This window comes from Fictibacillus sp. EA-CB0309 (genome assembly GCF_055814265.1).
This window is the reverse complement of the sequence record NZ_CP169271.1, coordinates 616,293-641,324: the sequence shown is the minus strand read 5'-3', so window position 1 is coordinate 641,324 and position 25,032 is coordinate 616,293. Positions and strand designations below refer to the sequence as shown.

Genomic DNA, 25,032 nt, shown 5'->3' with positions numbered 1-25,032 from the left:
CTATTTGTTTTACTTCTATTAATGACTCGTTTCTCTTTTGCCATACTTCACACAGAAGGAAAAAAAGGCACAAGAGATTGCATAAATGTTTAGACCTTTTATTAAAATAATGGTAATAAAGGCAAAGAAAATATGCAGAAAGGTCGACATCAAGAATCGGTATTTCGAAAACTTACGTGTTAACTTGTCACACAAGATTGAAACGGGTATGCCGTAAAAAAATTCCTATCAACGAACAGAAGAATACAATCAAAAGAATTATAAAATCAGCAAGAACTTCGTATGATCCAATAAAGACAATACACATGATTACTGGCATTAATAAAGATGAATAGAAAGCAGATTTTACTTTTCTTAAAAGGTTATCATCCATACAGAATCTCCTTTTTCACTTGTGAAATACTTCACATAAAGTATATCACTATCGGCAATACATTGGAATATTCAGGATAACTAAAAAAAGCCCACCATATTGGCAGGCTTTACCCCACTATTTCCCCAAGCGTCTCCGCAAAATTCTTAGACTGTGCAACCGAGCCAAACTGCCTTACTTTTTGTTTGGATCCATAAAACAGCAGCTCTCCTTCTTTTAAAATCAAAAAGGAGGTACATAATGTCTCCAGTTCTTGTGCGTCGTGGCTAGAATACAGAATGGTCTTCCCTTCTCTTCCAAGTTCACGCAAATCATTCACGATTTCCTGTTTTGCAGAAATATCGATGCCTACTGTGGGTTCGTCGAGAATCAGAATATCCGGATCATGCAGCATCGCGATTAAGATGTTAAGCTTTCGCTGATTTCCGCCGGACAGATGCTTCACTTTTTTATCAAGATGCTCAGCAAGCCGCCACTCTTCACATCGTTTCATCCATCTCTCTTCAGATGAATGTTTCGCTAACTTTCCAAAAAACCTTAAATTCTCTCGAGCTGTTAACTCATGATACACAGCAATTTCTTGCGGCACGTAACCAATCTTCTGACGGATTACCTTTTTCTCTTTTTTAACGTCCAATCCATCGACCACAACGGTTCCACTCGAAGCGTTCATGATGGTTGCGATGATTCTGAGCAACGTAGACTTTCCTGCACCGTTCGGGCCAACAACGCCGACGGTTTCTCCTTTTTGAATAAAGAAGTTCATTTCCTTTAAAACTTCTTTTCTGCCAAACTTCTTTGTAAGATTTTCTGCTGCGATCAAGCGTTGTCACCTGCCTTTATTGTTGAAAGTCCGTATAAGATGATGCTGATTCCAATGAAAACGAATGGAATCAAAAGTGTTTCCTGATGTAGTGATGAAACGACCCAATATTGCGGTGTCCATTGTGCGGCGCTGTTTAAAAAGCTCGAAAGTTCGTCACTCGAAAAAAGGTGCCGCTTAATAGCGATGTGGCGAGCACAACAAAGAGTGTGATCGCCTGCCATGTGCGGTTGCTGCGAACGAAATAAGCGAAGATTAGGGATAGCGCGTTTAAAAATAGCACGTATCCAACGAGTGCCAAAATCACCACTCCGTTTACCTCGAGTTCACCCCTCCACCATCCGAAACCACATAACAGAAGCAGTAACACTAGCTGCAAAATCAGCACCCCAAAGGCATTCCCAATCCAATACACTGAAAATCGTCCCACCGAATACGGCACCCTTGAGCGCATACCTGAATCACGGTCTTTGATTGGCCAACTGTTCCACAAAAAACTGAACAACATCAACAGGACGAGCATTCCGGGGATATAGATCGAAGCCGCTCCACTCTCTGCTACTTCGGCTTTTTCACTTGTGACACCGACTTTGTAGTCAACGGTCATGAGCGGTTTTGGCTCCCAATGTTTGTCGCTATACGCCCAAGCGTCCTTCCAGACGGATGCTTGTTCTGCCGCATTTAAATTCTCGCTTTTTCCGTATGTTTTTAATACGGTGTTCGCGCCATACGAATTACTCGACAGACGCTTAACTTCACTTGCAAATATTTCGCGCACTAAGCCATGTGAGATCGTACCGGTTGAGAGCCACATCGTGACCAAGCCATCATCATCATTTTTCTTGATTTGTTCCATAAATCCTTTTGATATGAGAAAACCGATTGCCGCTTTTTGCGTCTCGATCTGATTACGCGCTTCATCTTCGGTAACCGTACTTACAGCGATAGCCGGATTTTTACTCACTCTCTCAATGACGGTTTTGGAGTACTCTGTTGCATCCTCGTCCACGATCACAACAGGGATTTTCGTTGCGTTCGCGGTCTTTTCAACAGACATACTTAAAAAACCAAGCAAAAGGACGGGAATAATCAAGCCGATCCAGCTCCACGGACTTTGAAGCAATAATTTTATACGTGTAACGGCAATTGTCCAGACCATGGCAACCTCTTCTTTATTGTAATAAGTAGTAATCCTACCACCGAAATTGCAACGGAAAAACTGAGTAACACGATGGCCGGCACCCAAGAATCACTGCCACCAAAGAGCGTCTCGACCAAACCGCTATGCGAGTGGTGAATCACATTAAGAAAGCTCACACTGCGCCATACTTCCGGCAGATACGAAAGCGGTAAAATACTTCCGCTCGTTGCGGCCATGCTCACCACAAGTACGATGCCCGTACCCCACTTTGCACCGTTTCGCTGAAATAGCTCCTGAACGAGTGCAAATATGGAGGATACCGCTAAACAGTAAGCAAAGATGATAATCGTCGCGGCGAGGCTCCACGTTTTGGTGACGCTGTAAAAAAGGGATATTAGAATCATACTTTGAATGACGAGCAGTAGGAAAACGGACAAGATATTGCTAAAAAAGAAAACCCCAGACCTTACGCCTTGAAGCGTTAGTCTTTCGCGCAAAGCTGTATGTTCACTTCTTGCTGTTAAGCTCATCCCGAACAGTCCACCGACTAAGAGCAGAGATAACACGCCTGATAAACTGTAAAATTCAACCGATATGATGCCGCCAAACGCGCTTAGTGTTTCAGTTTCATAAATTTTGTTCCGGTTTAATGCCTGCAACGTGAAATCGGTAATAATGGTGTCGCGGTACGACGCAAATTCCTCAGAACTTAAGCCCATCTTCCGCAAATAGTGAAAAGCTGCGTTTGCCCCGCTTTGGGCAGAGGAAATCAAGTTTGCGTTAGACACCATCACTTGCTGCAGAAGTTCAGCTTGATACGGACGCTCTGGGTTACCAATCACCGTAACGGGAATGTTCTTACCGCGGCGGATGCCCTTCGTGAAACCGTCCGGCACGATGACCATTCCAGCGATCTCGCTGGCAGCTAACCGCTCACTTGCAGTCGTGGCATCTGTTTTTTCAAAGGTAAGCACGTTTTGCAGTTCTTCAGATTCTTCATACTGCTTCATCAGCAGTTTTGTTTCAAAGGTGTTATCTTCATCCACAATCGCGACGGCAAAAGGTTCGACCCACTGCTTGTCTTGGAGCAGCGGTTTCAATCCAAGATACGTGATTCCGAGCAAAAGGATCGGAAACAGCATCATGGCAAACAGGGGAAACGGCTGCTTTAGCCAGCATTTTACCGTTAGATGGGCAATGAGTAGCGTTTGCCTCATAGTGTCGTTCCTTTCGCTTAAAATTTGTAGAGTTTCGGTACCCGAAACTGGTCAGAACATATACATAGCGGGGTATTTGGCTGCACCAATCCAAAAATTGATGTGCTGAATCCAAAAGTTTTGCCTCTCAATCCAAAAGTTTTGGCAGTTTATCCACGAGTCTACAATCCTCGACAAATTACGCGCAGCCCACTTCCACTTTATACCCCTCATGAGTTTAAAAAAAGGACAAAGATCAACTTTGTTTGAAGTTATCTCTGTCCTTCTTATTATAAATCTCGTTTAGAATCCTTGGAACATTGAAGCGTTTTCGCCTACAAACTGCTCGATGTTGCGCTGAATCTCGGACATCATGCCCATCATTTCAGCATCGCTCATCTCAGCTACGTTCACTGCTTTTCCTTCTGATAACTCAGGGAACTTCAGCTTATCACCGAACGTTGTTTTTGTTTTGATGTTTAGTCCAACGTTGATGTCACCCATTGTTGCATCGTTGCCAGTCAACGTTACTTTGTAATCGTGGTTCGCATAATCTTTATCAAGGTTTTGGTCGCCTGTGTGCTCGATCTCAACCGTCATGTCTGGAAGTTCCATCGGCGCATCACCAGCTGGGACAAGGTTAGCCGTCCACTTGGATTTCTTATCTGTGCCTTCACCTTTAATTTGGAATCCGATACCTTCTGTTGTACCGTTTTCCGTCATTTCGAACTTCGCTTTAATATCGCGCTTCTTGCCGTCTTTGCCTTTAGGTTCGCTCTCCATTTTCACATCTACGAGCAACGTTTCGCCTTCAGGACCTGCATTAAGAACCCAAGAAGAGTTCGTTACGTCGCCCTTCGTCCAGCTTTCAGATTTGTAGTTCATCGGAACAGCTTCTTCGCCGTTAGCACCGATTTTCATAGAAAGGTCACGGCTTACCACTTTATCATCTCCATCAATGATTACAACTTGCTTCATGCCGCCAGGGATTTGCAGATCATCATTGATTGCTTTTTTGCATCTGCTAAAACTTTCTTCAGTTCTTTCTTCGCGTCTTCTTTGCTCATGCTGCCTGTCGGAGCCATCATGCCTGTTTGAAGTCCGCCTTGCAATGCTGACTGTTCAGCGATTGCATCTAAGATCTCGTCATCTTCTTCAACCTTTTCGATAAAGTTCACTAGCATTGTTTTTGTTTCTTTTTCAGATAGAGAAACTGTTAGTTCGCGAAGCTTCTCCCCTTTAAAATCAACATCGTCCTTCATCGTTACGTTTTCGTCTTTAACGCTGTCCGCATACACTTTCGCAAACTCTTGGAACGCTTCGTCACGTGCTTCTTCACTCACGTCGCCATCGATTGCTTTAAAGAAGTTTTCTAGCTTCTCCATGCCTTGGTACGCAGGATCGAACTTACGCATTACGTCGCCAAACTGACTGTTTGGGAAGTATACGTGCTTGTCGTAAGCAGCAGGAACACTTAGCGCCGTCTGCTTGTTGTTTTGATAAAACTCAGCTTTTACAAGGTCTGCGTTGTTTATCGTTAACGCAACATCTGCAGAACCTTCTTCTTTTTTAGGGTCATGCTGTGTCGTCATTTTAATTTCGCTGTTTGATAAAATGGAGCCGATCATCGCCGCTTCCATTCCTCCTGCTCCAAACATGGACGGATCCATCTCTACACCTACACGCGCTTCGGACTTATAGGCTTCGTCCATTTGCTTTTCTGAAAGAGCCAGCGCATCTCCAAAGCTGTCTTCAAAAGATTCGTTTAGGGCTTTAAATGTGTTTAGTTCCGACTTTAAGTACAATTCACGCGGAGATAGGTCAATGAACATGGCATAAGCCGTAGCTCCGATCGCAAGCACTGCAATAATCGCAAGCCCAATAATCAACGGTCGTTTCTTGTTTCCAGTACTCTGATTAACTTGTGTTTCCATCGTTTGGTTGTCCCCCTCTTAATAAATATATAAGCTTTGTCCTACCAACTTATTACACTGTTATTCTAAAAAAATAGTAGCTTCTTTCTCTAGTGGCTTTTATGGGTAAAAAGGAATTTTTCGCCCACAGTTTTCTACTATACCCTAATTCTAGAATTATATCCATCAAATCACATAGTAAGAAAGTTTGATTTTATTGGGTATTTAAAACTGTACGAAGCTTCTTAATAGCCGCCTTTCTCCAAGATTTCACCGCGTAGATCGTGACGTTAAACTGTTCCGCAATTTCAGACTCACTTTTCATATGGAAAACGCGCTGAATGACCCACCGCTGCTGATTTTCGGTAAGATGCATCAAGTATAGATTCAGCGTTTCGTCCTCTAGATATGGGATGCTGTCTTGATGAGTCAGATGCTGAAACGTGAGCGACTCATGCGGATCGTGGCTTACCTCTCTTTCAAGCCGCGTCACTTCTTTTCTTAATTCTTGTAAAATACGTCCTCGAACAAGAAGGAACGCATACGAAGAGAACTGCCCTTTTTCAGGGTCATACGTTTTGTAAGCTTTCCAGAGTCCGAGTAAACCAGCTTGATAGTATTGATCAAAAAGTGCGGTAAGGTGATACCGCTTGATCTGTGACTTGATAAGAGGGTCAAACATGGCAGCTACTTCTTCAAAGGGCATGTTTTTCATGGGAATACATCCTTGTGGAATGTGCGCACATTCTGGGAATTCCGCGGTACCCTCACTATAGATTGGAGTGGTTTTGGAAAACAAAGTGTCACTCTTTAAAAGTTGACTCAAAAAAGATGCAAAAAGACAAAAGTTGCAGGAAACTTTTGAAAAGTTATCCACAGAATGGGTGTCAAATTACGAAAATCGATATATTTTTTGTGTGAAATGCTTAATTTCGTAAAAATCAGGTGGTGTTTTTGAGTAAATCAGAGGGGATTGTGAATAAGTGCTGTAGTTATTCACTGATGTTGTAAGTAGTTGATTTCCGTTTCAGATGCTTCACTTTCCGCGGGGCAGGCGGTGAGCCACACTTGGGCGTTTCACTTTTAAGTGTCTCACCTGCCCGCCTGTCCCGCAGGACAAGGAAGGCTTCGGCAGCGACACATCGCACGAAGAAAATGCGAATTTCATTTTCGAGGAGTCTCGCATCTTACACTTCAATCAACTTAACAATGAAGTGAAAGAACTCAATTCTTAAAAGCAACGCTCTTTTTAAAAGAGACTTCTTTAAAACAAAGCCTTAACAAAAGACCTTCTTAAATAATTTATATCCTCATGGCTCCTTTCCACTTCTTTCTGGAATTTATGATGTGAAAGGAGGTGAGGCACATGGCAACAGCAGCTTTGATTGATTCCGCGATGCGTTTAGAGCTTGACGGAGGTTTGGATGCAGACTTTAAACCGGTGGTGAAGTACAAAAACTTCGCTAACGTGAAGACTTCCGCAACCCCTGACCAACTGTTAGCAGTAGCAAACGCGTTAACAGGGCTTCAAGTTTATCCACTTGTGATGATTAAGCGTAATGATTCCTTCGCGATTCACTCTTAAGAAGTAGTCGCGAGGAAAATATAGAGGAAAGGAGGGATTTCAATGGCCAAAGTGCTTGAATTGCAGTTTTTAAACCAAGAAAACAAAACGGTAACCATCCGCCTGGATGCACCGATCGAACCGGTTGATCCTGCAGCTGTAAACGCAGCGATGGACACGGTAATCGCCCAAAACATTTTCACTTCATCTGGCGGTAACTATACGAGCAAAAAAGGTGCGCGTATCGTTGACCGTGAAGTGAGCGAGATCAACCTTTAAGTTTTAACGAGTAAATAGCGACCGTAAAAAACCGTCTTCAGACCCATTGGTTTAGGAGGCGGTTTTGCTTTACCTGTGGATAATGTTGATAATGTGGATAAATAAGTGGATAGTTACATTTGACGAGGAATTTTTAAAGCGCTTAATGTGGATAACCTCTGGATAACTTATATATCGGTTGAATTATTGGCTATATTACATGATTTTGGAAGCGTTTAATTAAAGCGCTTTAATGGTAATGATTTTGTGTTTTCGATATAATGCTTAACAAATAGAATTTTTTATAAATAAAAGGAAATATAGTCACAATTATGGTAAAATAGTACAAACATAAAAACAGTTGGAGGAAAAGGCATGGAATTTAAAATCGGTGACATTATTGAAACGTTCGACGGCTTAAAAGGAGAAATTACTTCATTGTTGACCAACACCGCTGTTGTGGACTTTTCCGTAACAGAAAATTATACCGAGCATTTTGAAGATGCAAAGCAAGTTGTTCGACTCAATGATATTCGACAAGTGGTAAACAGCTAAATCCATATATACATGAAAACAGCCCTCTGCTTTAACGGCAGAGCGCTGTTTTTTCTTTCCTTATAAATTTTTTCGGTTATTTTGAGAAGTGACACCTACTGAAACCACATTTTGATCGTTTTCAGTGGTATAACCTGTTTGATTCGATGCAGAAGAATAATCTTGCAGATTATCCTTTCCGATCGGATTCTCCGTTAGTTCGGTTCCCGCTTCTTTTAGTTTTGTGCTGATGCTCCCGAGCTCCCCTTTTGTTTCTTTTGCAGTGGAGAGAACATCGCTTGAGATTTCTTTTAACGTGTTGATGTTTCCGAACACGTCTTTATTGAGGCGCTGATACAGCACTTGCGCATCATTAATCGCATCTTTCAGCGTGTTCGTTGCTGTTTTGAACTGGGTGATCATCTGATCCTTCACTTCTGTCGGGTTTTCTCTTACCTCTGTTAGTACCTTACTGGAGCTGTCCTTCAATCCTACTGCTGTGTTTCTCACTTTTGTGCGCGTATTGTAATCGATTAAGGCTAATGCTCCGCCAATGATCCCGCCGATTATAATTCCTTTTAAAAGCTTGCTGTTTTGCGGGTTTGCGATTTGTTCCGTTTGTACCGTTCCATACGTATTTTCTTGGTATAAGCCGCTTTCGTATCCGTTTCTAGTGTTTACACTTTGTGCCATTTTGAGTCCTCCCTCAAATAATTTTTTTCGTAGTAAGGGGATTCCCTTTTCTATAAAAGATAAACGTTCGGGTGGGCAGTTCAGGTATAAAGCAGTCATTTTACATAAAAGTCGGATGTAGTTACCATACTAAGAAAAATGAGTTTAGATTGGAGGTTATTAGAATGGGAAAAGACAGACAAGAGAAGAAATTGAGAGAGTCTGGACGCGTTGAATCTGACCGTGACCAAGACTTGAAGTATTCAGGCGCTGCTAAGATGGAAAGTCCTGATGAAGCACGTGCTCGTAATCATCAGGATCAGTAAAAATTAAATGGATAGCAATGTGAGTGGCTCATGAAGGTGGAATTTGACCTTTGTGGGTCATTTTTGTGTCGCTGTCGTGTGGTTTTTGTCGAAAATCGGATAAAAAATTTATACACGGAATTATCAAGATTTACCTCGTAATTATGGAGCTTATATACTGATATATTCTTAATTACCTCGTATAAAATTTTGCGCTACCGCTTGAAATGGACATTACTACAATATGTCCATTTCATAAAGACACCATTTCCTCTACATAATAAAAAAGAGGCATTCCCTCAATAAAATTGAGTTCATCCCCCTTACTTCACTTCAATTTTATGGATCTAACAATGAAAAGAGCAATTGTTGCGGTGATTCCGATGATAAAGATCGGTAAAATCCACACGCCTAGTCCCTCTTGAACCCCTTTTGCCACTCCTGCACTCACCCAGCTCATATAAACGAAGAACAATAGCATTTCATTTTTAATGATATTTAGCATAAGGCGTGCGTTTTTGTACTGTCGCTCTGCGTTTTCCTCGGTGAGATTGAAATAATTGTAGATGTGCGGAAATTTTTCTACGATGGTAAGTAAAATCCATGTCATTAATCCAATGACGAACAGAATCCAAAGATTGTTTTTACTTCCCCAGCCGTCTGGTTCACCCGCTGCGTTATAATGAGTCGGCACGGTGTCTGGAATGGAAGACCATTGCATCATTAAGCTTCCTACAGCCGCAATAAAGAGAGAAATCGTAGCTATGTCTAAAAAGTTTTCAAGTAATGTCTTAGGAATTTTAAATTTTGGTCGACTTTCATACATCGTTTACAACCTCCTCTACTTCACTAATACGTTTTTTTCCAGTTAAAGTTTCGTCCATATTGTGTTTGCGGAAATTCACAATTATAGTTGAGGTATCTTATTTTTCCTGAGGAGGACTTATGAAACTAGGCGCATTCTCTGTAAGTTTAAGTGTAAAAGATATTCACAAGTCAAAAGCATTTTATGAAAACTTAGGATTTGAAGCATTAGGCGGGGACATTACTCAAAACTGGCTGATCATGAAGAATCAAAGTACCATTATTGGTCTGTTTCAAGGCATGTTTGAAAAGAACATTCTCACTTTTAATCCGGGTTGGGATCAAGATGCCAAAAACCTCGATCACTTTACGGATATCCGAGACCTTCAAAAACACCTTAAGGAAGAAGGAATAAAATTGCTGACGGAAGCTGACGAAACGAGCGCAGGACCGGCTAGTTTTACAATAGAGGATCCTGATGGCAACCCTATTCTTGTGGATCAACATAGATAATACATAAAAACGTCCAGATGAAGCTGATCTGGACGTTTTCTAATTACTTATTTATTTTAAATTCCCATCGCGATAATAAACCAGTTTGCTCCGTTTTTACTTCCGATCTGGAAAAAGAGCGCAATGATTTCTTCGCGGGTAAAATGTTGTGTTAACCGGTTGTAAAGTTCATCTGGCAGCTGGCCGTGATACGCCATGATGTGGTCGGCGAGTTCTAAAGCTAGCCGCTGGCGGTCTGACAGTTCAGCGTTTCCTTGTTTCATCGCTGTTTGTCGAGCGGACTCGTCCAGAGTCCCGTAGTCCATGCTTTGTCAGTAATCGCAGCCGTTGTTTGAGGCCGCTCGCAAGCGGAGCATTTCCATGAGTTCTGGCTCTAGGATGTTGTTCAGTGCCTTGTCCATTTGCTGAAAAGCATCAAGAATTCTGGCGCATTGGCAAGTGCTTTTTTAAACGGTGTTCCCTCAACATTCACTTCGGGTAAACGTGCCATTTTTTATCCTCCTCCTCAAATTTCATTATTCATTTTTAGCTTACATGGCTTCTCCAAAAGTTTACATCATTCTGTTTCAGCTCACGTCTTTATGTTTCCTTTACAGTTTTGTTATGTAATGTTTACTATCGTAACTCTATCTTAAGATAATAAAATAGTTTCACATGTTACGCTTTAACCATAGATAAAAAGTCTCACCTTCGACAGCATTGTAGTAAGTTATCATTATTTTCGGATAACAATAAAGGGTTTTGTAAAATGCTGTTGAATTCCTTACCAACCAAAGCCAAGTCTGCTTGGTAAATACATCTGAGGAGTGATTTTTATGTTAAAGCGTTTCGTGGCATTTGCCGCATCTGTACCACTAGTCGTCTCTTTGGCTCTTCCAGCTTCAGCTGCTGAGTCAGGAGTGAAGGAAGCTTCTTTTACACCTTCAGCTAAACAGGAAGCTGCATCACAGGAAATTATCGTACACTTCAAGGATTCTGTTTCAGCTGCAAGCTCTGTTGAAAATAGTGTTTCAAAGTTTGGTGGTAAAGTTGTGGATGTGACGAAAGACTTTACCGTTGTAAAAGTCGATGGCAATGTGGCAGATGCAGTAAAGAAATATGAGAGTTTAGAATCCGTGGAATACGCTGAGCCGAACGCTACGTTCCATGCGAGTTATGTTCCGAACGACCCTGCATATAAGCAACAATACGCTCCTCAAAAAGTTGGTGCCGAGCAAGCTTGGGACACAACGCAAAGTTCGTCATCTGTAAAAATCGCTGTAATCGATACCGGCGTTGACTACAATCACCCGGATCTAGCTGGAAAAGTAATAAAGGGTGCTGACTTCGTTGATGATGACAACGATCCGATCGATGAGAACGAACATGGTACTCACGTTGCAGGTATCGCAGCTGCGAACACGAATAACGGTGTTGGTATCGCAGGGCTGGCTCCTAAAGCTTCAATTCTAGCTGTTCGCGTGTTAGACGCAGAAGGCAGTGGTTCACTGGATGATGTAGCACAAGGTATCCGTTATGCGGCTGATCAAGGCGCGCAAGTTATCAACTTAAGTCTCGGTGGATCTGTTGGTACGCAAACTCTTGAAGATGCGGTGAACTATGCATCTAGCAAAGGATCGCTCGTAATCGCTGCTGCTGGTAACTCTGGGGTCTTACTTCCTAGCTATCCTGCTTACTATTCGAACGCGATCGCGGTTGCCGCTACGGATCAAAACGATCAAAAAGCTTCTTTCTCTAACTTTGGTACGTGGGTTGATATTGCGGCACCTGGCGTGGATATCTATTCGACAACACCAAACAACCAGTATGCGAGTTTCTCAGGAACGTCCATGGCATCACCCGTTGTTGCAGGTGTAGCTGGACTTCTGGCTGCTCAAGGTAAGAACGCTTCACAAATTCGTGCAGCACTTGAAGATACAGCTGATCCTGTAACAGGCACGGGCACGCTGTTCCAAAACGGCCGAGTGAATGCAGCAAAAGCCGTTCAGCAATAATATGTGAGAAGTGGTTTCATAGCCTCTAGGAGTCTTTTTTAATAAGACTTCTAGGGGTTTTTTGTTTAAAATTCGCTTTTACATGAAAAACTGTTAACAGGAAACGTGTGAAGAGCGGAGGGTAATCCTATGTTTGGTTTTGGTAAACAAAAGAAAAGAACGTCGCAAGGTTCTGGTAAGGGCGAATCGACTGAAGCGGAAAAAAGACAGAGCGAAAAGGAAGCGGAAGAAAAAATCGTTTACTTCTTCTTGATCAGCACCGCCATTTTCGGAATCGTTGTGTTGTATCTTGGAATATCCAAGGAAATGTCATTGATTTTTTATGCTCCTATGTCATAATAAGTGTAACTTTAATACGTTTTAGCCGATTTATTCGGTCTCTTATTTCGAGCAGGCGGAGGGAATTAGCCCTATGAAGCCCGGCAACCACCTATTCTTTAGGCACGGTGCTACATCTAACAGTTTTTAAACTGAAAGATAAGAGGATGTGTACGGAATCATTCGTCCTCTTTTTATTTAAAAGAGGGCGTTTTTTAGTTTGTTAGAGAGGATGCTGAGATTTATGAGTCTTAATAAAGCGGATCGCATTAAGAAGATGCGCGTTCCAGAAGTTGATGAAAAGCTTGAAGGCAGGCTGCCGCCTGGACAAGTGGTTACGGAGCGGTTTCCAATTTTACACGAAGGTGACGTGCCTGTTTATGACATGAAAAAATGGTCGTTCTCTGTAGAAGGACTCGTTGGGAAACATGTCGAATTTACTTTTGAAGACATCATGAAGATGCCACAAACCACGGTCGTACGCGACATTCATTGTGTAACAAGATGGTCGAGATTCGACAATGCGTTTGAAGGCGTCAAGTTTACAGATTTTCTGAAGCACATTGATGTGGATCCAAAAGCGAAGTACGTAATGGTCCACGCGGATTATGATTATACAACGAATGTACCGCTTGAAGATCTGCTGCATGATGACGTGCTGCTCGCACACTCATTTGACGGCAAACCGCTAACAGACAAGCACGGATTCCCGCTTCGCCTTGTGGTTCCTCATCTTTATTTTTGGAAAAGCGCAAAGTGGATCCGAAAGTTTGAGTTTTTAGCGGAAGATCAGCCTGGTTTTTGGGAGCAGAATGGCTTTCATATGTACGGTGATCCGTTTAAGGAGGAGCGTTTCTCGAGCGATGAGTTTGAGATGCCTGAGGATGAGTGGAAGAAGAAAGAGTATGATTGATCCTTCGGGAAAATAGTTAAGGGGAAAAGTGCTTTTACCTTTTTCCCCTAAGCATTTTGATTTCGTTTTTGAGTGCAGTCAGCTGATCTTGGATGTCTTTCATCTGCGCTTCTTGTTCTTGCTGGTCTTTTTGAGCTTGTGCTTGATCGATGTAGATTTGTTTGAGTGCGATGGCAGCGCTGAATGTTGCCAGGAAGTCCCCGGCAGTTACGAGCGTTGATGCGAGCAAGGCGAGTTCGGCTGCAAACGTTGCACCGTCTTTATTGTTCGCTAAGTATTGTTCTTCTGCTTCTGCTAAAATAACGTCTACTACACGCTGGTTCAAACTCTTCACTCCTTACACCCTGATATCTACAATACAATATGCGTTTGCCCTAGTTCCGGTGCCCGATGTTAACTCCTTAGAATGCTGGATTTTGGGTACGAATTTTTGTTTTCAAGGATTTTCTTTCTTAATGTATAGGCATTTTGACCGATATTATCCATACTAGGGGGTTTGGCGATGGAACACTGGCTGTCTTTGCGTATTCCGTTTGATATCATTTCAATTTATATTTTGCTTGCTGCTTTTATAGTGGTCGGCATATTCTCAAGCCTGCTTCGAACAGCCTTACCAGAATGGTCTGTCAGGATCTTTAGCTACACGGGGTTTGTTGGCGTGATTTTCGCTTGGCTGAAGCTGCTGGAGTATTAATACATACATAAAAAAACGCCTGGGATCTGTTGTCCTGGGCGTTTTGGCGTTTTTATAAAGATTTGAAAAGCAGTTTGCGCAATACGGGCATGAGGTAGTCAACAAGTTCAGCCGCGCTTGGCACGACTACGTTTTGCGGTCCGTAAATGTTCTGCATTAGCTTCTCTTCTTCCTCCGTTATTTCTCCGTTCGCGATGAACATGCCGATCGTTTCGATTCCGAGTTTGCGCGTTCGAGTAACCGCTTCGTGCGTATCAAGTACACCGTGCGATTCGTAATCGAAGGCGGCTGGCTCACCGTCTGAGAAAACGAGCAGGACCTTTTGCTGCTCTGGCCGTTTTGCGAGCTCCTCACCCATACGGCGGATCGCGTAGCCATCACGATTGTCTTCTTGCGGCTCGAGCTGTATGATCGATGATCCTGACTGATGAAGCGAATTTCTGTAAGAAATCACTTCATGAAAGTAGTTGGGTTGGTCGTTGGATGTAGCATCAGCTGCATCTTCCCAAAAACCGACAACGGAATGAGGGATTCTGAGTGCTTTTAATGTTTCGTGAAAAAGAACAATCCCTTTTTGCGTCTCTTCCATCTTGTTAAACATGGACGCTGAACAGTCTACGAGCAGCGTGAACGTTGTGTCGAGTTCATGCTGAGACTCTTGCTTTTTCGGAAAAGTCTTGGGTTCTTATCGGTCGCAAGTCTTGTAAGCTTCTTCCCTAGTCTCCCGAAGTGCAGATCATCTCTCGGTGCTGTTCGCTTGTGCTCCATTGTTTTTAGGAAGTTTTGCTTGAGCTGTGAGACGAATGGCGCGATTTCTTGGTTGTAGGTTTCGTATTGAGCGACTTCGTCTGGTGACGCCGGTTTTGCTGGAACGAAATGCTCGGTTACGTTTTTGTTAACTTCGCCGTATGGGAAGTGATTGGCAGAATCTGAACCAGATTGGTTGTTGTCTGTTTCTGCTTCATGTTCGTTTTGGGTGTTGAAGTCGTTGTTGTCCGTTCTTTGCGCGCTCGTTTGGACTGATCCGAACACCGCATCTCCACTTTCCGCTTCTCTCGCACCTTCTCCTAACAAATCCGTGTTCGTCCCTTGATCCAAATCCATTTGTAAAAATGAATCTTGCGGGTCAGAAGTTTCATCATGCCAGGAAGAATGTGATTCCTTTTCTTTCTCGTCTTCATCTTTTTCTGAATCATCATCTTTGGTGATCGATTTTTTTGTTTTGGTTTCGTTGTTTCGTGTTAAGTCGTCGAATTGCTGTTGGTTTTCTTCGGTACTTTCTGTGAGCTTCGGCTGATCGGCGAAACTTCGGTAAGCTGTTTTCATGTCTTTTAGTTCAGTGTGAGATTTTGTGATTTCAGCCATTTGGAAGATGATCTCCGCAATGTCTTGTGTTGATTGAGCTATTGTTAGGTTTGTGAGCAAAGGTCGCAGCTGTTGGTATAAGGTTTGTGTTTCTGTCGGTACCGCGACAAAACGTTTATTAGCCAAAAGAATGATATGGCAAAAAAGCGCGTCAAGTTCACGCTTTTGCTGAATATGTTTTCGGTACTCGCGGTTATAGTGCACCTGAAACGTTTCTTTGCGCAGCTTGAAGGCATGCATCATCCCTGGCCGGTCGTTTGTACAGATCTGTTCCAATCGGAAGTCTTCCGCGAAAAGAAGGACCTGTTTGAGAAATTCCCGGTGCGGATGTGTTTTTAGTTGGGTTAGCGCATTCCAAATGATGTTGTCGTCCGTATGAAACTGCGTTCCATAGCTGCGCAAATACACGTCAGATTTCCAGCCTTCGAGCTGAATATCCCGCGGGTATGGGTTCCAGAACTGGCTGACGTGAGTGACGCCGCTGTTTCGTTCCAAGTACGAGTGGTACGAGAACGAAACGTCCATTTTATCCACTTTTGAGAGTGAGCGTGAAAGGTCGATCAGTTGCATGTGAACAAAAGAATCGATCTTTGTATCCGCAAATACTAGGAATTTCATCTAGGGAAAACCTCCAAAATCGTCGTGGGAAATAAATTGTGTGGGGACAGACCCCATTTCCCAGCTTACGCAAACAGCGTCGCGGCCACGTTGGAAACGAGGGCGCGTTCGCGGGCATCTTCGAGTTTGTCGGCGATTGCGCGCTGGATGGCGCGCTTCGCCGGCAAGTAGACGGAGAGGTCGGCCGCATCCAGCAGTGCGCGGATGGATGCGGCGTCCTCGGACAGATGGCCGGCTTTCGCCTGACCGATGAGGTCAGACGAAAGCTGGACAAACTTCGAAAGAACATCTTCGTCTTTTTGCTGAGACTGATTTTTCAACATTTCTTTTAACGTATCGCCTTGAATGTAAGGCACCTCGATCACCACAAAACGATTTTTCAACGCTTCATTCAAAGGCACCGTTCCGATGTATCCTTCGTTGATCGCGGCAATGACATTGAATCCAGGTTGAGCTTTTACCACTTCACCAGTAAACGGGTTTGCGATCGTACGTCGGTAGTCGAGCATTCCGTTTAGAATTGGCAATGTTTCAGGTTTTGCGATGTTGATTTCATCGATGTACAAGAAATGTCCGTTCGTTGCCGCCTTCGTTACAGGACCTGGAATGAACTCGATCTCTTGCTTTCCCTCGTTGTAGCTTAATGTTTTATGACCAAGAAGAGCTTCTGCATCAAGATCAACGGAAGCATTTACTTGGTGTAACGGCTGCCCGAACACGTTTGAAAGAAGCTCGGCAAGCTTTGTTTTACCTGACCCTGTCGGTCCCTTCAGCAGGACATTTTTTCCTAAAGCAAGTGCAATCACAGCATCTTCTATAAGTGAAGCGTCAGGCGCTGTGTACCCTGGCTCACCAATTAACTCTTTATATACATCTGTTAAGTTTTCTAATCGTTTTGCTGCGTCTCGCTGTAGCTTTTCTTTTATTTCAATCGGGATTTGAAGATTCATATCAAAAATCCTTTCTATTTCGATGATCTCGCTCAAGATCACATCATCTATCAACAGTATTTCCACTAATTTGCTGTGTAAAGCCTTACACAATGTAACATTGTAAGCTTTTTCAGTGCAAGTGGCGTGTTTATGCAAACTGATTTGTTATTATCAAGACGTTGCCAATCACTTCATAAAAAGAAGCTGATTAAAAGGAATCAGCTCTCAATTCATATGATGAAGTTTTTGGTTTCCTCTAGAAAGCCTTGTATCGGTAAAATTTATTTTTCTTTCTTCATTAGCTCCACTACATGAGGTTTCGGCTCCCAGCAATTGAACTGGTATTGTGGTTTTGTTTCATAACCAAGGCGTACGCAGTGATAGCGCATGCCTTGGGTCGTTTTTTCCGGCTTGAAATTGATACATGTCGCACAGCAATGATACTTACTTTTATCCATGGTGGCCTCAATCCTTTAGCGGTCGGTAAAATAGCTCTTTATAATCGCCATATATTCTCGCACGTGAGCTTGAGGGACTGACGAGATTCTGAGCGGTGAGCCTAGTCCCTCTGCCTCAATTCCAACACGTTTTGCAATCATCTTTGTTCGGAAAAGGTGAAAATCACTCGTTACGATCAGCAATTGATCATCAGAAGAAATCATTTTTTCGTATATAAAAGATTTTCGTACGTACTGGTCGCTTTTTCTTCAATTTGTATGCGGTCAGGCTCAATTCCATTCTCCACTAAGTAGTTTTTCATAATGGTGCCCTCACTCGTCGTTTTCCCAAACCCAAGCCCGCCGCTTAAGATAAACGTCACATCCGGATGGTTCTCTGCATAAGCAAGCGCTTGATCCAATCTTCCTTTCAAAACAGCTCCAGGTCGATTGTTCTTCGTACCGCCACCAAGAACAAGGATGGAGTCTATCTTTCCAGAAACCTTCTCTGGATCAGTATTAGCGGATGTAAGAATAAGAGTTTCTAGCGTTGCAGCAAAAAGGAAGCATAGGACCACGATTGTTGCGGTTGTTTTTCGGTAGGTTTGAAAAAGTTTCATAGCCGTATTATGTCGATAGTAGATGACGAAAAAAAGTGCACCCAAAAAGAAGAAAACTGCAAGACCCATATCCATGTTGGTCGTTTGGATGAGCATAGCCGTTGCGTAAACGAAAAAGATAATGCTAAGTGCTAAAAATAATTTTTTCATAGAGTGGTCTCCGTTTGTAGATTTTCTATATTCTAGGATATCAGAAAAAGAAAAAGAGCGGAGATGAAGATTCCGCTCTTGGATAAATTATTTTGTGTTTTGGTTTTTCTCTAATTCTTTTTCAATCTCTTTTGTGATGTTCACTTTTATGTCAGCTGTTGTGGTGGCAGCTTCAGCATTCATATCTTGTTTCTTTTTTGTCAAAGCTTCTTCTTTTCTCTTTGTAACTTCAGCCATCTCTTGGTTGTAGTGAGTCTGTATTTCTGTCTTTTTGGTTGTAATGATTTTTTGTTTCTCATCTTCCAGCTCTTGTTTCGCACCTGTAAAGATAGAAGCGATGTTCGCGCTCAAATCTTTCAATAGGGATTTTTCTTCATCCTGAAGAGCTTTATCGATATCTGATTTGTATGTGAACGAAACGATCTGCTTGTAGAGATAGTCAGCAAGATTATTATTCGCTGCAAATGCAGATGTTGAACCTATACCTAATGCCAACGTTGAGGCTAAAACAATTTTCGGCCATTTCTTCGTCGACTTTTTCTTTGCACTGAATTTTTCTTTTCGAGAGATTTCCATAACAAAATACCCCTTCCTTTATATATAGAACGCATAAAGAAAGCGGTCGGTTGCGCTACTAGCTTCAGTTATTCCAAGCGCCCATATACAGAACAACCTTCACAGCTCCACACTATCTAATTATATTCTGATACTAAATTACCATCCGCTCAATTCACTGTAAATGGGTATTTAGTAATTTATTACTAAATTTTCATTTTAGTAGGATTTTATTTTAAGATTTTATTTTGAAATAATAGAAAAGAAAGACGACATTGTCCACCTCGAGTGGACAATGTCGTCTAAAATGTATTTGTCTGGGGTCTGTCCCCTTTGTGAAACTCCCCACAATGTAGGCAAAAAAGGATAGCACGATCGGCAGCACAACCGTATGCATGCCCCATAGGTTTGGATAGTTAAGATGCAGATACATGTACGTTCCTACACCAACAACTAAAGATGCGATGGCTCCATTTGCATTTCCTCTTTTCCAATACAGCCCCATTACAATTGGCCAAATGAAGGCTGCTTCTAACCCGCCAAATGCAAATAGATTGAGCCAAATCAGCAAGTCGGGCGGATGAATAGCCATCGCGAACACACTCAAGCCCACTACAGCTGTGATTCCAAAGCTTAATTTTTTTACAAATTGCTCTTCTGCATCTGGCTTGATGTAATTGATATAAACATCCTTTATAATAGCTGAACTAACAAGCAGAAGCACCGAGTCAACCGTTGACATAACGGCAGCAAGGGGCGCAGCTAAGACGATTCCAGCTAACCACCCCGGCAGTACCTCGAGTGCCAATAAAGGCATTACTTTATCCGGCACCTCGATCCCCGGAAGGACCACTCTTCCAAAAACACCCGCTAAGTGCATGCCTAACATGATGAACCCTACAACAAACGTTCCGATAATCATCGCTCTATGCATGGCTTTTGCGTTTCGGTAACTCATCGCCCTTACCGAAATCTGTGGCAATCCTACAACACCTACACCAACTAGAATCCAAAATGACGAAACATAAAGAGGTGTAAGAGATTGATCGGAACCAAACGGTGTAATGAGATTTGGATTTTCTGCTCTTAACTCACCCATAATGTTCTCAATTCCACCACCAGCTATTATCGTTCCGGCTAGTATGATTACAGTTCCAATCACCATAACCACACCTTGTATCGCATCCGTGATTACAACAGCACGAAAGCCACCCGCAATCACATATACCAAGACAGATCCCGAAAAGATAAATAGTGCTGTCGTATACGATAGTCCGGTAAACGATTCAATTAACCGTCCTCCACCGACCCATTGAGCAGCCATCGCTGAAAACAAAAAGATGACAATACTTAATGCTGACAAAATCACAACCCACTTGCTTTCATAACGTGCTTTGAGGAAATCAATAAGTGTAACAGCATTAATCTTACGTGCGACAATCGCAAACTTTTTTCCGAGGACAGCGAGTGTAAAATAACCTGTCACAAGCTGGGCCATAGCGAGCAGTACCCAACCCAGTCCCAATTGATAAGCAGCTCCTGGTCCTCCAATAAAACTTGAGGCACTTCCGTATGTGGCAACCATCGTCATAGCAAGAACAAAACCACCAAGCTCTCTGCCTGCTAAAAAGTAATCTTGTAAAAAAGACGGTCCGCTTTTAATATGACGAGAGGTGTAAATACCAACTAAAAAACAAGTATCAAAAAGACGCCTAAAGGAAGGATCACATCCCAGTTCATCGTGCTTCACCATCCCTTTTAGTGTCTGTCTCATCCGTTTCAAATGGAACTTCTGTGTAAAAGAATTTCACCATGATCCATACCAAAACGGTAAAAACAAAAAATCCTACAATACAGCTGTAAAAAAACCAAGCCGGAAATCCGAGTATGTAAGTGTATTCTTTAACAGGACGTCCGCCTAAACCGTAAGCAAACGCATACCACCAGATAAAGTTTAAAATAGCGAGCACAGTACCCATGATGGCTTCTTTATTTGAGACTCTGTATCGCCAGTCGATACCCTTTTTCATCTTTTAACCCCTGGAGTTTCAATACAAAATATAAGTCCACTCATTACTATGGCAAATTCATATCACCTTGTCGAGTTGTTTCGACCTTAAGAATTCTTCTATTCCTACTCATGATATCCCTGTTTACGTGAGGTTAAAAGACAATATAAAACGAGTACCCTTTTTTCAGGTACTCGTTTCAATGTTTGTAGAAATTACTGAAGTGGCGGTTGTGTCTGTGGTGACGGTGCGTATGCGTTCAGCATGCTGGTCATATCTTGTTGGTTGAGCTGTGGCACTTGATAATAATGATGCTTGTTTTGCCAGATCGAAAGCTCGTAAGCCATCTCAATCCAGTTCGGAATTCCATCTGCTAAAACACGTCGCAATACCGGATTTGTAAGTTCTAAGGTTGCCATTCCTCTTAATGATGCATTGGATTTCAATGTTCCTAGTATAAGGCTAGAGACTGACTCATCATTTAATTCAGAAACGCTTTGAATCGGTTTTTTCGGCTGCGCTGGTTTTAATCCGTACACAAAGTCATTATCTTGCTGCATCTTATAAGATTTTGTTTCCATAGCAGGATTTTTCCCTGTTTGAAAAGCCTGTACACATGCATTATACTCCTTTGAAATATGCTGATAATGACGATTCAGCATTGTTTTTAATTCCTGATCTTGCACGTGTCCACTGCACATCGTGTATAGATTCAATGTTGATACAATGCCACTCAGCATTTCATGGACATCAAACATCTCATGCCCACCGTGATTTAGATGAGCTGGAATCTGACCTGTCTGCATATTCTGATGCAAGAATTCTGGATTAGCATTTGGTGGTTGTTGATTTTGATTCGTGTTTGGTTGATTTGGATTCAATTTTATACCTCCGTTAAATAAAAATACGGGGTTATTTTGTGTAGATAGAGGTCGCTTATTCACTTATTAGGTTTTTTTGAAGAAAAATTTCCGGGGAAATTTGATAAGAAGTGCTATGAATGTTGCACTTTCGACAAAATTTATGTGGAACCGTTACGAAAAAAGTACAACTTTGCGAAAAGAGAAGATTAGAACCGATTGCATTCCAGATTGCTTAAGAGGTTTTACTCAATAATGATGAGGGAAATAAATTGTTTGGGGTCAGTCCCTATTTCCCACATCTAGTTACAAGGAAGTATAATAGAAGTACAACTGAAAGGAGGTGAAAATCATTCCCAGAACACGTCGCATTTGGTATCCTGATGCTGTTTATCACGTGACTACCCGCGGAAACCGCAGGGAACCTCTTTTTATTCCCACCTGGATTTCCACTGCTACTTAAAGATCCTAAGTCACTGTGTTAAAAAGCACGCTGTCGGGCTCTTCTCTTATTGCCTCTTGACAAACCACACGCACCTTCAAATTTTGTGCAGCAAGTCCCCACCTGGAGAATTTATGAAAGAACTAAATGAAACGTATGCCATGTATTTCAACAAAAAATACGAGCTAACTGGCCATGTGTTTCAAGGCCGCTACGGAGCAGAACTGATTGAAGATCGTTCGTACCTGCTAGATACGAGTCGTTACATTCACTTAAACCCTGTAGCCGCCGATCTTGTAATGTTTCCTCTCGAATACCCTTGGAGTAGTTATCGATATTATGTCACCCAATCGGTATGCCCTTTCGTAGACACCTCAACCATACTTGGACTTTTTCAAGATTCAAAACCTCAATACCGAGAATATGTAGAAAGCAGAACCTCACCGGTAGTAGAAACCTAAATTTCTTGTAATATTACACACTAATGATGTTAAAAATTCATCCATATCAAAGAAAAAGCCGGTTTTGTCTTCTGGAAAAAGACAAAACCGGCGAATGTGTAATTGTATGGGGTCTGTCCCCCTCTAGAAATTAAACCTCTGAACGTGCGTACGCATTTGCTCTGCATACTGCTCAAGCTGATCTGCTAGATGATTCAGTTGTTCCATAGAGGCTGATTGCTCCTCTGCTGATGCAGAAACCTCTTCGGTTCCAGCCGCTGTTTCTTGCGTAATCGCTAAAATATGCGAAGCGTTCTCCAACAGGACATCTTTTTGCTTTGTCATCTCTTCAACAGACTGTATCACGTCTTTTAATGCTTCTGCGTTACCTCGAACAGCCTTAGAAATAGCGGTAAAGGTTTGTTCAGTTTCTTCAACTGCTTCACTTTGAGAAAGAACAAGGGCTGCCGCTTCTTGAACTTGTCCGACGGTATTTTCCGTTACCTGCTGCATGTCGGTAATCAGAGAGCTAATATCTTTTAAAGAATTCTCGGTCTGCTCTGCTAGTTTTCGAACTTCATCAGCCACAACCGCAAAACCTCTCCCAGACTCTCCTGCTCTTGCCGCTTCGATTGCTGCGTTTAATGCCAGTAAATTCGTCTGGTTCGCGATATCACTAATCGTCAATACAATCTTTTGAACGCTGCCTGATGTTTCATCTAATTTTTTTATTGAAGTGATCATTTCTTTCGTCATTTCGGTTGTCATTAATGATTTTTCTTTCAGGATGCTTACCTTTTTTACACCTGTCAGCGATTCTTCATTCATTTGCTGTGTTGCCTTTTCGATTGTTTCCCCATGCGCTTGAACTTGACTGATACGCTCAGCTAGCACATTAGCTGATTTTGCATTTTCATCCATCAATTCTGCTTGATGGGATGACCCCGCTGCGATTTGCTGCATCGTCGTTGAAACTTCCTGTGCAGATGCTGAATTTTCTTCTGCACTCGCTACTACGGTTTGGGATGCATCTGTAACATGATCGGTAATCTGAGCCATTTCCGCGATTAACGTACGCATTTGGCTAGACATCTCATCAAAACTCGCAGCTAGTTCTCCAATTTCGTCTTTTCTTTGTATGGAGACGCTGGTCTGCAGGTTTCCATTTTTATTTCATGCATCGCATTTTTTAATTGTTTAACAGGTACCGTGATCCTTCTTGAAACGAACAAGGAGATCACAGCAGCCACTAAAAGGGTTACCAGCAAAGCAATTCCAATGGGTAATAGAATGACAGACGCTTTTTGTTCAAACTCACTTACCGCTACAGTTCCCGCTAGTTTCCAACCAGTCGTTTCATTCTTTGAGTAGCTCACAACTCTCTCTTCACCGTTGATATTTGTGGTTACAATACCCGTCTTATCCGTGATTTTTTTATAAAATGATTCTTTTGTTGCGCTCTTCCCTAGCATCTTTGCATCAGGATGCACCATATAGTTTCCGGAATTATCGAGTAGAAGAGCATAACCTGTTGAACCGATCTTCACATTTTGCATGAGTGTCAAAATATCATTAACGGCAATATCAATGGCAGTAACACCAACGACTTTGCCACTGTACTCAACTGCTTTTACAGCTTTTACAACAGGCCGATCCGTTGCTTGATCGATAAAAGGATCTGTCCAGAAGACTTCATTAGGATTTTTAGCCGCTTGTTGATACCAAGGAGTTAAAGTCAGGTCTTCAACAATTGTTGAAGGTATTGGATACATGACAACTTCCTTTGTATCCGAAATATAATAGCTATTCATAATGGCTTCGTTTGCTAGATGGTAGTCTTCAAACTTTGAAATAATGTAATCAGTACTATCGCCTTTTTCATGTAGTTTAATCGTCGCCGAATCTGCATAAGCTGAAACAAAATCGGCATTATCTTGTAAAAAGCGATTCAATGACTCGTTTAGATCGTGCATACGGTCTGATGTATCTTCAGATGAATTATCAACGGTTGTTTTCATACTGAACATATAACTTACTCCGCTCACTATTAAACCAGTCATCATAATGAGCAATATAAAAGGCACAAGGATTTGCCTTTGTAGACTTTTTTTAATCATTTTTTCCTCCAACATTCACTTTTTCTAGGCAGCAAAAAGTATATCGACAGAATGCAACAAATTTTTACTAAAAAAGAGCCGTTTTTGTCTTTTGAGGAAGACAAAAACGGCGAATGTGTAATTGTATAGGGTCTGTCCCCCTATATGTGTAAAAAAATAATAGACTAGACACAAAATATGGTATATAATATTTACAAGATTTACCGACATTAATGGTGCAGAAGTGGTTATTATATTAGAGGGGGAATGGACCATGAGCCGAAGCAATGCTCTTGTCTTAACTACAGAGATAGACGCCATTCGAACGACCATGTATGAGGTAAGTAAAAAGGTTAATAGTCTTGCAGATCCGCTTCTTGTTCAGCTAAGTCAGATACTAGATGAGAAATTAAACAAACTAGATCAAATTAAAGATTGCGCTTAATCACATAAATTAAACCGGGGTTCTTACGCTAGCAGAATCACCGGTTTT

At 42.1% G+C, this 25,032-nt stretch carries 32 protein-coding genes, 1 pseudogene and 2 riboswitches; of the genes and pseudogenes, 11 read left to right on the top strand and 22 right to left on the bottom strand.

Annotated elements, in window-relative coordinates:
* Positions 1-482: 482 nt before the first annotated feature.
* The 7 genes from ACEWFH_RS03705 to ACEWFH_RS03675 form a co-directional block, all read right to left on the bottom strand.
* Positions 483-1,196 (bottom strand): ABC transporter ATP-binding protein, encoded by a 714-nt coding sequence (locus tag ACEWFH_RS03705; RefSeq protein ID WP_473726153.1) that lies wholly within the window; start codon positions 1,194-1,196, stop codon positions 483-485.
* 136 nt (positions 1,197-1,332) lie between these two features.
* Entirely contained in the window at positions 1,333-2,355 is a 1,023-nt protein-coding gene (locus ACEWFH_RS03700; protein WP_473726152.1) for an ABC transporter permease, read from the bottom strand.
* On the bottom strand, positions 2,325-3,554 hold the full coding sequence (locus ACEWFH_RS03695) for an ABC transporter permease (protein WP_473726151.1): 1,230 nt from the start codon (positions 3,552-3,554) through the stop codon (positions 2,325-2,327). The genes ACEWFH_RS03700 and ACEWFH_RS03695 overlap by 31 nt, the downstream gene beginning before the upstream one ends.
* Before the next feature lie 282 nt (positions 3,555-3,836).
* Positions 3,837-4,511, bottom strand: coding sequence for a hypothetical protein (locus ACEWFH_RS03690; RefSeq protein ID WP_473726150.1), 675 nt, complete (start codon positions 4,509-4,511; stop codon positions 3,837-3,839).
* A complete protein-coding gene (locus ACEWFH_RS03685) occupies positions 4,508-5,467 on the bottom strand; it encodes a hypothetical protein (protein ID WP_473726149.1) in 960 nt (319 codons plus the stop codon). The genes ACEWFH_RS03690 and ACEWFH_RS03685 overlap by 4 nt, the downstream gene beginning before the upstream one ends.
* Before the next feature lie 193 nt (positions 5,468-5,660).
* Complete coding sequence (locus tag ACEWFH_RS03680) at positions 5,661-6,161, bottom strand: sigma-70 family RNA polymerase sigma factor (RefSeq protein ID WP_473726148.1); 501 nt, start codon at positions 6,159-6,161, stop codon at positions 5,661-5,663.
* 321 nt (positions 6,162-6,482) lie between these two features.
* Positions 6,483-6,632 carry a hypothetical protein gene (locus tag ACEWFH_RS03675; protein ID WP_473726147.1) on the bottom strand — a complete coding sequence of 50 codons (150 nt, stop codon included), beginning with the start codon at positions 6,630-6,632 and terminating at the stop codon, positions 6,483-6,485.
* 180 nt (positions 6,633-6,812) lie between these two features.
* On the opposite strand from ACEWFH_RS03675, the gene ACEWFH_RS03670 reads away from it, so the two are divergent.
* From ACEWFH_RS03670 to ACEWFH_RS03660, 3 genes are all read left to right on the top strand, one after another.
* Complete coding sequence (locus ACEWFH_RS03670; RefSeq protein ID WP_473726146.1) at positions 6,813-7,031, top strand: DUF1659 domain-containing protein; 219 nt, start codon at positions 6,813-6,815, stop codon at positions 7,029-7,031.
* Between the two features lie 42 nt (positions 7,032-7,073).
* On the top strand, positions 7,074-7,289 hold the full coding sequence (locus tag ACEWFH_RS03665; RefSeq protein WP_473726145.1) for a DUF2922 domain-containing protein: 216 nt from the start codon (positions 7,074-7,076) through the stop codon (positions 7,287-7,289).
* Between the two features lie 354 nt (positions 7,290-7,643).
* Positions 7,644-7,823, top strand: a complete 180-nt coding sequence (locus tag ACEWFH_RS03660) for a DUF2187 domain-containing protein (protein WP_473726144.1) — start codon at positions 7,644-7,646, stop codon at positions 7,821-7,823.
* Positions 7,824-7,883: 60 nt separating this feature from the next.
* On the opposite strand, the gene ACEWFH_RS03655 is transcribed toward ACEWFH_RS03660, so the two are convergent.
* Entirely contained in the window at positions 7,884-8,495 is a 612-nt protein-coding gene (locus tag ACEWFH_RS03655) for a hypothetical protein (RefSeq protein WP_473726143.1), read from the bottom strand.
* 164 nt (positions 8,496-8,659) lie between these two features.
* On the opposite strand from ACEWFH_RS03655, the gene ACEWFH_RS03650 reads away from it, so the two are divergent.
* Positions 8,660-8,800 carry a YpzI family protein gene (locus tag ACEWFH_RS03650; RefSeq protein WP_289494150.1) on the top strand — a complete coding sequence of 47 codons (141 nt, stop codon included), beginning with the start codon at positions 8,660-8,662 and terminating at the stop codon, positions 8,798-8,800.
* 307 nt (positions 8,801-9,107) lie between these two features.
* Here ACEWFH_RS03650 and ACEWFH_RS03645 read toward each other — a convergent pair whose 3' ends face one another.
* The gene (locus ACEWFH_RS03645) at positions 9,108-9,605 is read right to left on the bottom strand and encodes a DUF1648 domain-containing protein (RefSeq protein WP_473726142.1); all 498 of its coding nucleotides are present in this window, start codon (positions 9,603-9,605) and stop codon (positions 9,108-9,110) included.
* 119 nt (positions 9,606-9,724) lie between these two features.
* Between ACEWFH_RS03645 and ACEWFH_RS03640 the strand changes: the two genes are divergently transcribed.
* On the top strand, positions 9,725-10,096 hold the full coding sequence (locus tag ACEWFH_RS03640; protein WP_473726141.1) for a VOC family protein: 372 nt from the start codon (positions 9,725-9,727) through the stop codon (positions 10,094-10,096).
* A 56-nt stretch (positions 10,097-10,152) separates the two neighbouring features.
* On the opposite strand, the gene ACEWFH_RS03635 is transcribed toward ACEWFH_RS03640, so the two are convergent.
* Entirely contained in the window at positions 10,153-10,401 is a 249-nt protein-coding gene (locus ACEWFH_RS03635) for a carboxymuconolactone decarboxylase family protein (protein ID WP_473726140.1), read from the bottom strand.
* A 510-nt stretch (positions 10,402-10,911) separates the two neighbouring features.
* On the opposite strand from ACEWFH_RS03635, the gene ACEWFH_RS03630 reads away from it, so the two are divergent.
* The 3 genes from ACEWFH_RS03630 to ACEWFH_RS03620 all read left to right on the top strand — a co-directional run bounded on the left by ACEWFH_RS03630 (position 10,912) and on the right by ACEWFH_RS03620 (position 13,321).
* Positions 10,912-12,090, top strand: a complete 1,179-nt coding sequence (locus ACEWFH_RS03630; protein WP_473726139.1) for a S8 family peptidase — start codon at positions 10,912-10,914, stop codon at positions 12,088-12,090.
* 129 nt (positions 12,091-12,219) lie between these two features.
* The gene (locus ACEWFH_RS03625; protein ID WP_473726138.1) at positions 12,220-12,429 is read left to right on the top strand and encodes a hypothetical protein; all 210 of its coding nucleotides are present in this window, start codon (positions 12,220-12,222) and stop codon (positions 12,427-12,429) included.
* A gap of 39 nt (positions 12,430-12,468) precedes the next feature.
* Positions 12,469-12,574: riboswitch (SAM riboswitch) on the top strand.
* 78 nt (positions 12,575-12,652) lie between these two features.
* Positions 12,653-13,321, top strand: coding sequence for a sulfite oxidase-like oxidoreductase (locus ACEWFH_RS03620; RefSeq protein ID WP_473726137.1), 669 nt, complete (start codon positions 12,653-12,655; stop codon positions 13,319-13,321).
* A gap of 34 nt (positions 13,322-13,355) precedes the next feature.
* Here the strand turns inward: ACEWFH_RS03620 and ACEWFH_RS03615 are convergent, their stop codons facing one another.
* The gene (locus ACEWFH_RS03615; RefSeq protein WP_473726136.1) at positions 13,356-13,646 is read right to left on the bottom strand and encodes a hypothetical protein; all 291 of its coding nucleotides are present in this window, start codon (positions 13,644-13,646) and stop codon (positions 13,356-13,358) included.
* Positions 13,647-13,823: 177 nt separating this feature from the next.
* Between ACEWFH_RS03615 and ACEWFH_RS03610 the strand changes: the two genes are divergently transcribed.
* Complete coding sequence (locus ACEWFH_RS03610; RefSeq protein WP_473726135.1) at positions 13,824-14,015, top strand: hypothetical protein; 192 nt, start codon at positions 13,824-13,826, stop codon at positions 14,013-14,015.
* A 52-nt stretch (positions 14,016-14,067) separates the two neighbouring features.
* Here the strand turns inward: ACEWFH_RS03610 and ACEWFH_RS03605 are convergent, their stop codons facing one another.
* The 9 genes and pseudogenes from ACEWFH_RS03605 to ACEWFH_RS03565 all read right to left on the bottom strand — a co-directional run bounded on the left by ACEWFH_RS03605 (position 14,068) and on the right by ACEWFH_RS03565 (position 21,507).
* On the bottom strand, positions 14,068-14,616 hold the full coding sequence (locus ACEWFH_RS03605) for a vWA domain-containing protein (RefSeq protein ID WP_473726134.1): 549 nt from the start codon (positions 14,614-14,616) through the stop codon (positions 14,068-14,070).
* A gap of 14 nt (positions 14,617-14,630) precedes the next feature.
* Positions 14,631-15,998 (bottom strand): hypothetical protein, encoded by a 1,368-nt coding sequence (locus ACEWFH_RS03600; RefSeq protein WP_473726133.1) that lies wholly within the window; start codon positions 15,996-15,998, stop codon positions 14,631-14,633.
* A gap of 65 nt (positions 15,999-16,063) precedes the next feature.
* Positions 16,064-16,948 (bottom strand): ATP-binding protein, encoded by an 885-nt coding sequence (locus ACEWFH_RS03595; RefSeq protein ID WP_473726132.1) that lies wholly within the window; start codon positions 16,946-16,948, stop codon positions 16,064-16,066.
* A 455-nt stretch (positions 16,949-17,403) separates the two neighbouring features.
* Positions 17,404-17,592 (bottom strand): hypothetical protein, encoded by a 189-nt coding sequence (locus ACEWFH_RS03590; RefSeq protein WP_473726131.1) that lies wholly within the window; start codon positions 17,590-17,592, stop codon positions 17,404-17,406.
* Positions 17,589-18,137, bottom strand: a complete 549-nt coding sequence (locus ACEWFH_RS03585; RefSeq protein ID WP_473726130.1) for a YdcF family protein — start codon at positions 18,135-18,137, stop codon at positions 17,589-17,591. Before ACEWFH_RS03585 ends, ACEWFH_RS03590 begins: the two co-directional genes overlap by 4 nt.
* An 87-nt stretch (positions 18,138-18,224) precedes the next feature.
* Positions 18,225-18,713 carry a hypothetical protein gene (locus ACEWFH_RS03580; RefSeq protein WP_473726129.1) on the bottom strand — a complete coding sequence of 163 codons (489 nt, stop codon included), beginning with the start codon at positions 18,711-18,713 and terminating at the stop codon, positions 18,225-18,227.
* 35 nt (positions 18,714-18,748) lie between these two features.
* Positions 18,749-18,831, bottom strand: a riboswitch (cyclic di-GMP riboswitch).
* A 96-nt stretch (positions 18,832-18,927) separates the two neighbouring features.
* Positions 18,928-20,432 (bottom strand): annotated as a pseudogene (gene panF, locus ACEWFH_RS03575) (sodium/pantothenate symporter).
* Positions 20,429-20,722: a YhdT family protein gene (locus tag ACEWFH_RS03570; RefSeq protein ID WP_473726128.1), complete on the bottom strand. Its 294-nt coding sequence runs from the start codon at positions 20,720-20,722 to the stop codon at positions 20,429-20,431. Before ACEWFH_RS03570 ends, panF begins: the two are co-directional and overlap by 4 nt.
* A 194-nt stretch (positions 20,723-20,916) precedes the next feature.
* The gene (locus ACEWFH_RS03565) at positions 20,917-21,507 is read right to left on the bottom strand and encodes a spore coat protein (protein WP_473727201.1); all 591 of its coding nucleotides are present in this window, start codon (positions 21,505-21,507) and stop codon (positions 20,917-20,919) included.
* Positions 21,508-22,002: 495 nt separating this feature from the next.
* Between ACEWFH_RS03565 and ACEWFH_RS03560 the strand changes: the two genes are divergently transcribed.
* Entirely contained in the window at positions 22,003-22,464 is a 462-nt protein-coding gene (locus ACEWFH_RS03560) for a transposase (RefSeq protein WP_473727200.1), read from the top strand.
* Between the two features lie 123 nt (positions 22,465-22,587).
* Here ACEWFH_RS03560 and ACEWFH_RS03555 read toward each other — a convergent pair whose 3' ends face one another.
* The gene (locus tag ACEWFH_RS03555; protein WP_473727199.1) at positions 22,588-23,583 is read right to left on the bottom strand and encodes a methyl-accepting chemotaxis protein; all 996 of its coding nucleotides are present in this window, start codon (positions 23,581-23,583) and stop codon (positions 22,588-22,590) included.
* Positions 23,553-24,560 carry a HAMP domain-containing protein gene (locus tag ACEWFH_RS03550; RefSeq protein WP_473726127.1) on the bottom strand — a complete coding sequence of 336 codons (1,008 nt, stop codon included), beginning with the start codon at positions 24,558-24,560 and terminating at the stop codon, positions 23,553-23,555. Before ACEWFH_RS03550 ends, ACEWFH_RS03555 begins: the two co-directional genes overlap by 31 nt.
* 253 nt (positions 24,561-24,813) lie before the next feature.
* Here ACEWFH_RS03550 and ACEWFH_RS03545 point away from each other — a divergent pair, with 253 nt between their 5' ends.
* Complete coding sequence (locus ACEWFH_RS03545) at positions 24,814-24,984, top strand: aspartyl-phosphate phosphatase Spo0E family protein (protein ID WP_082820769.1); 171 nt, start codon at positions 24,814-24,816, stop codon at positions 24,982-24,984.
* The last annotated feature ends 48 nt before the right edge of the window (positions 24,985-25,032 follow it).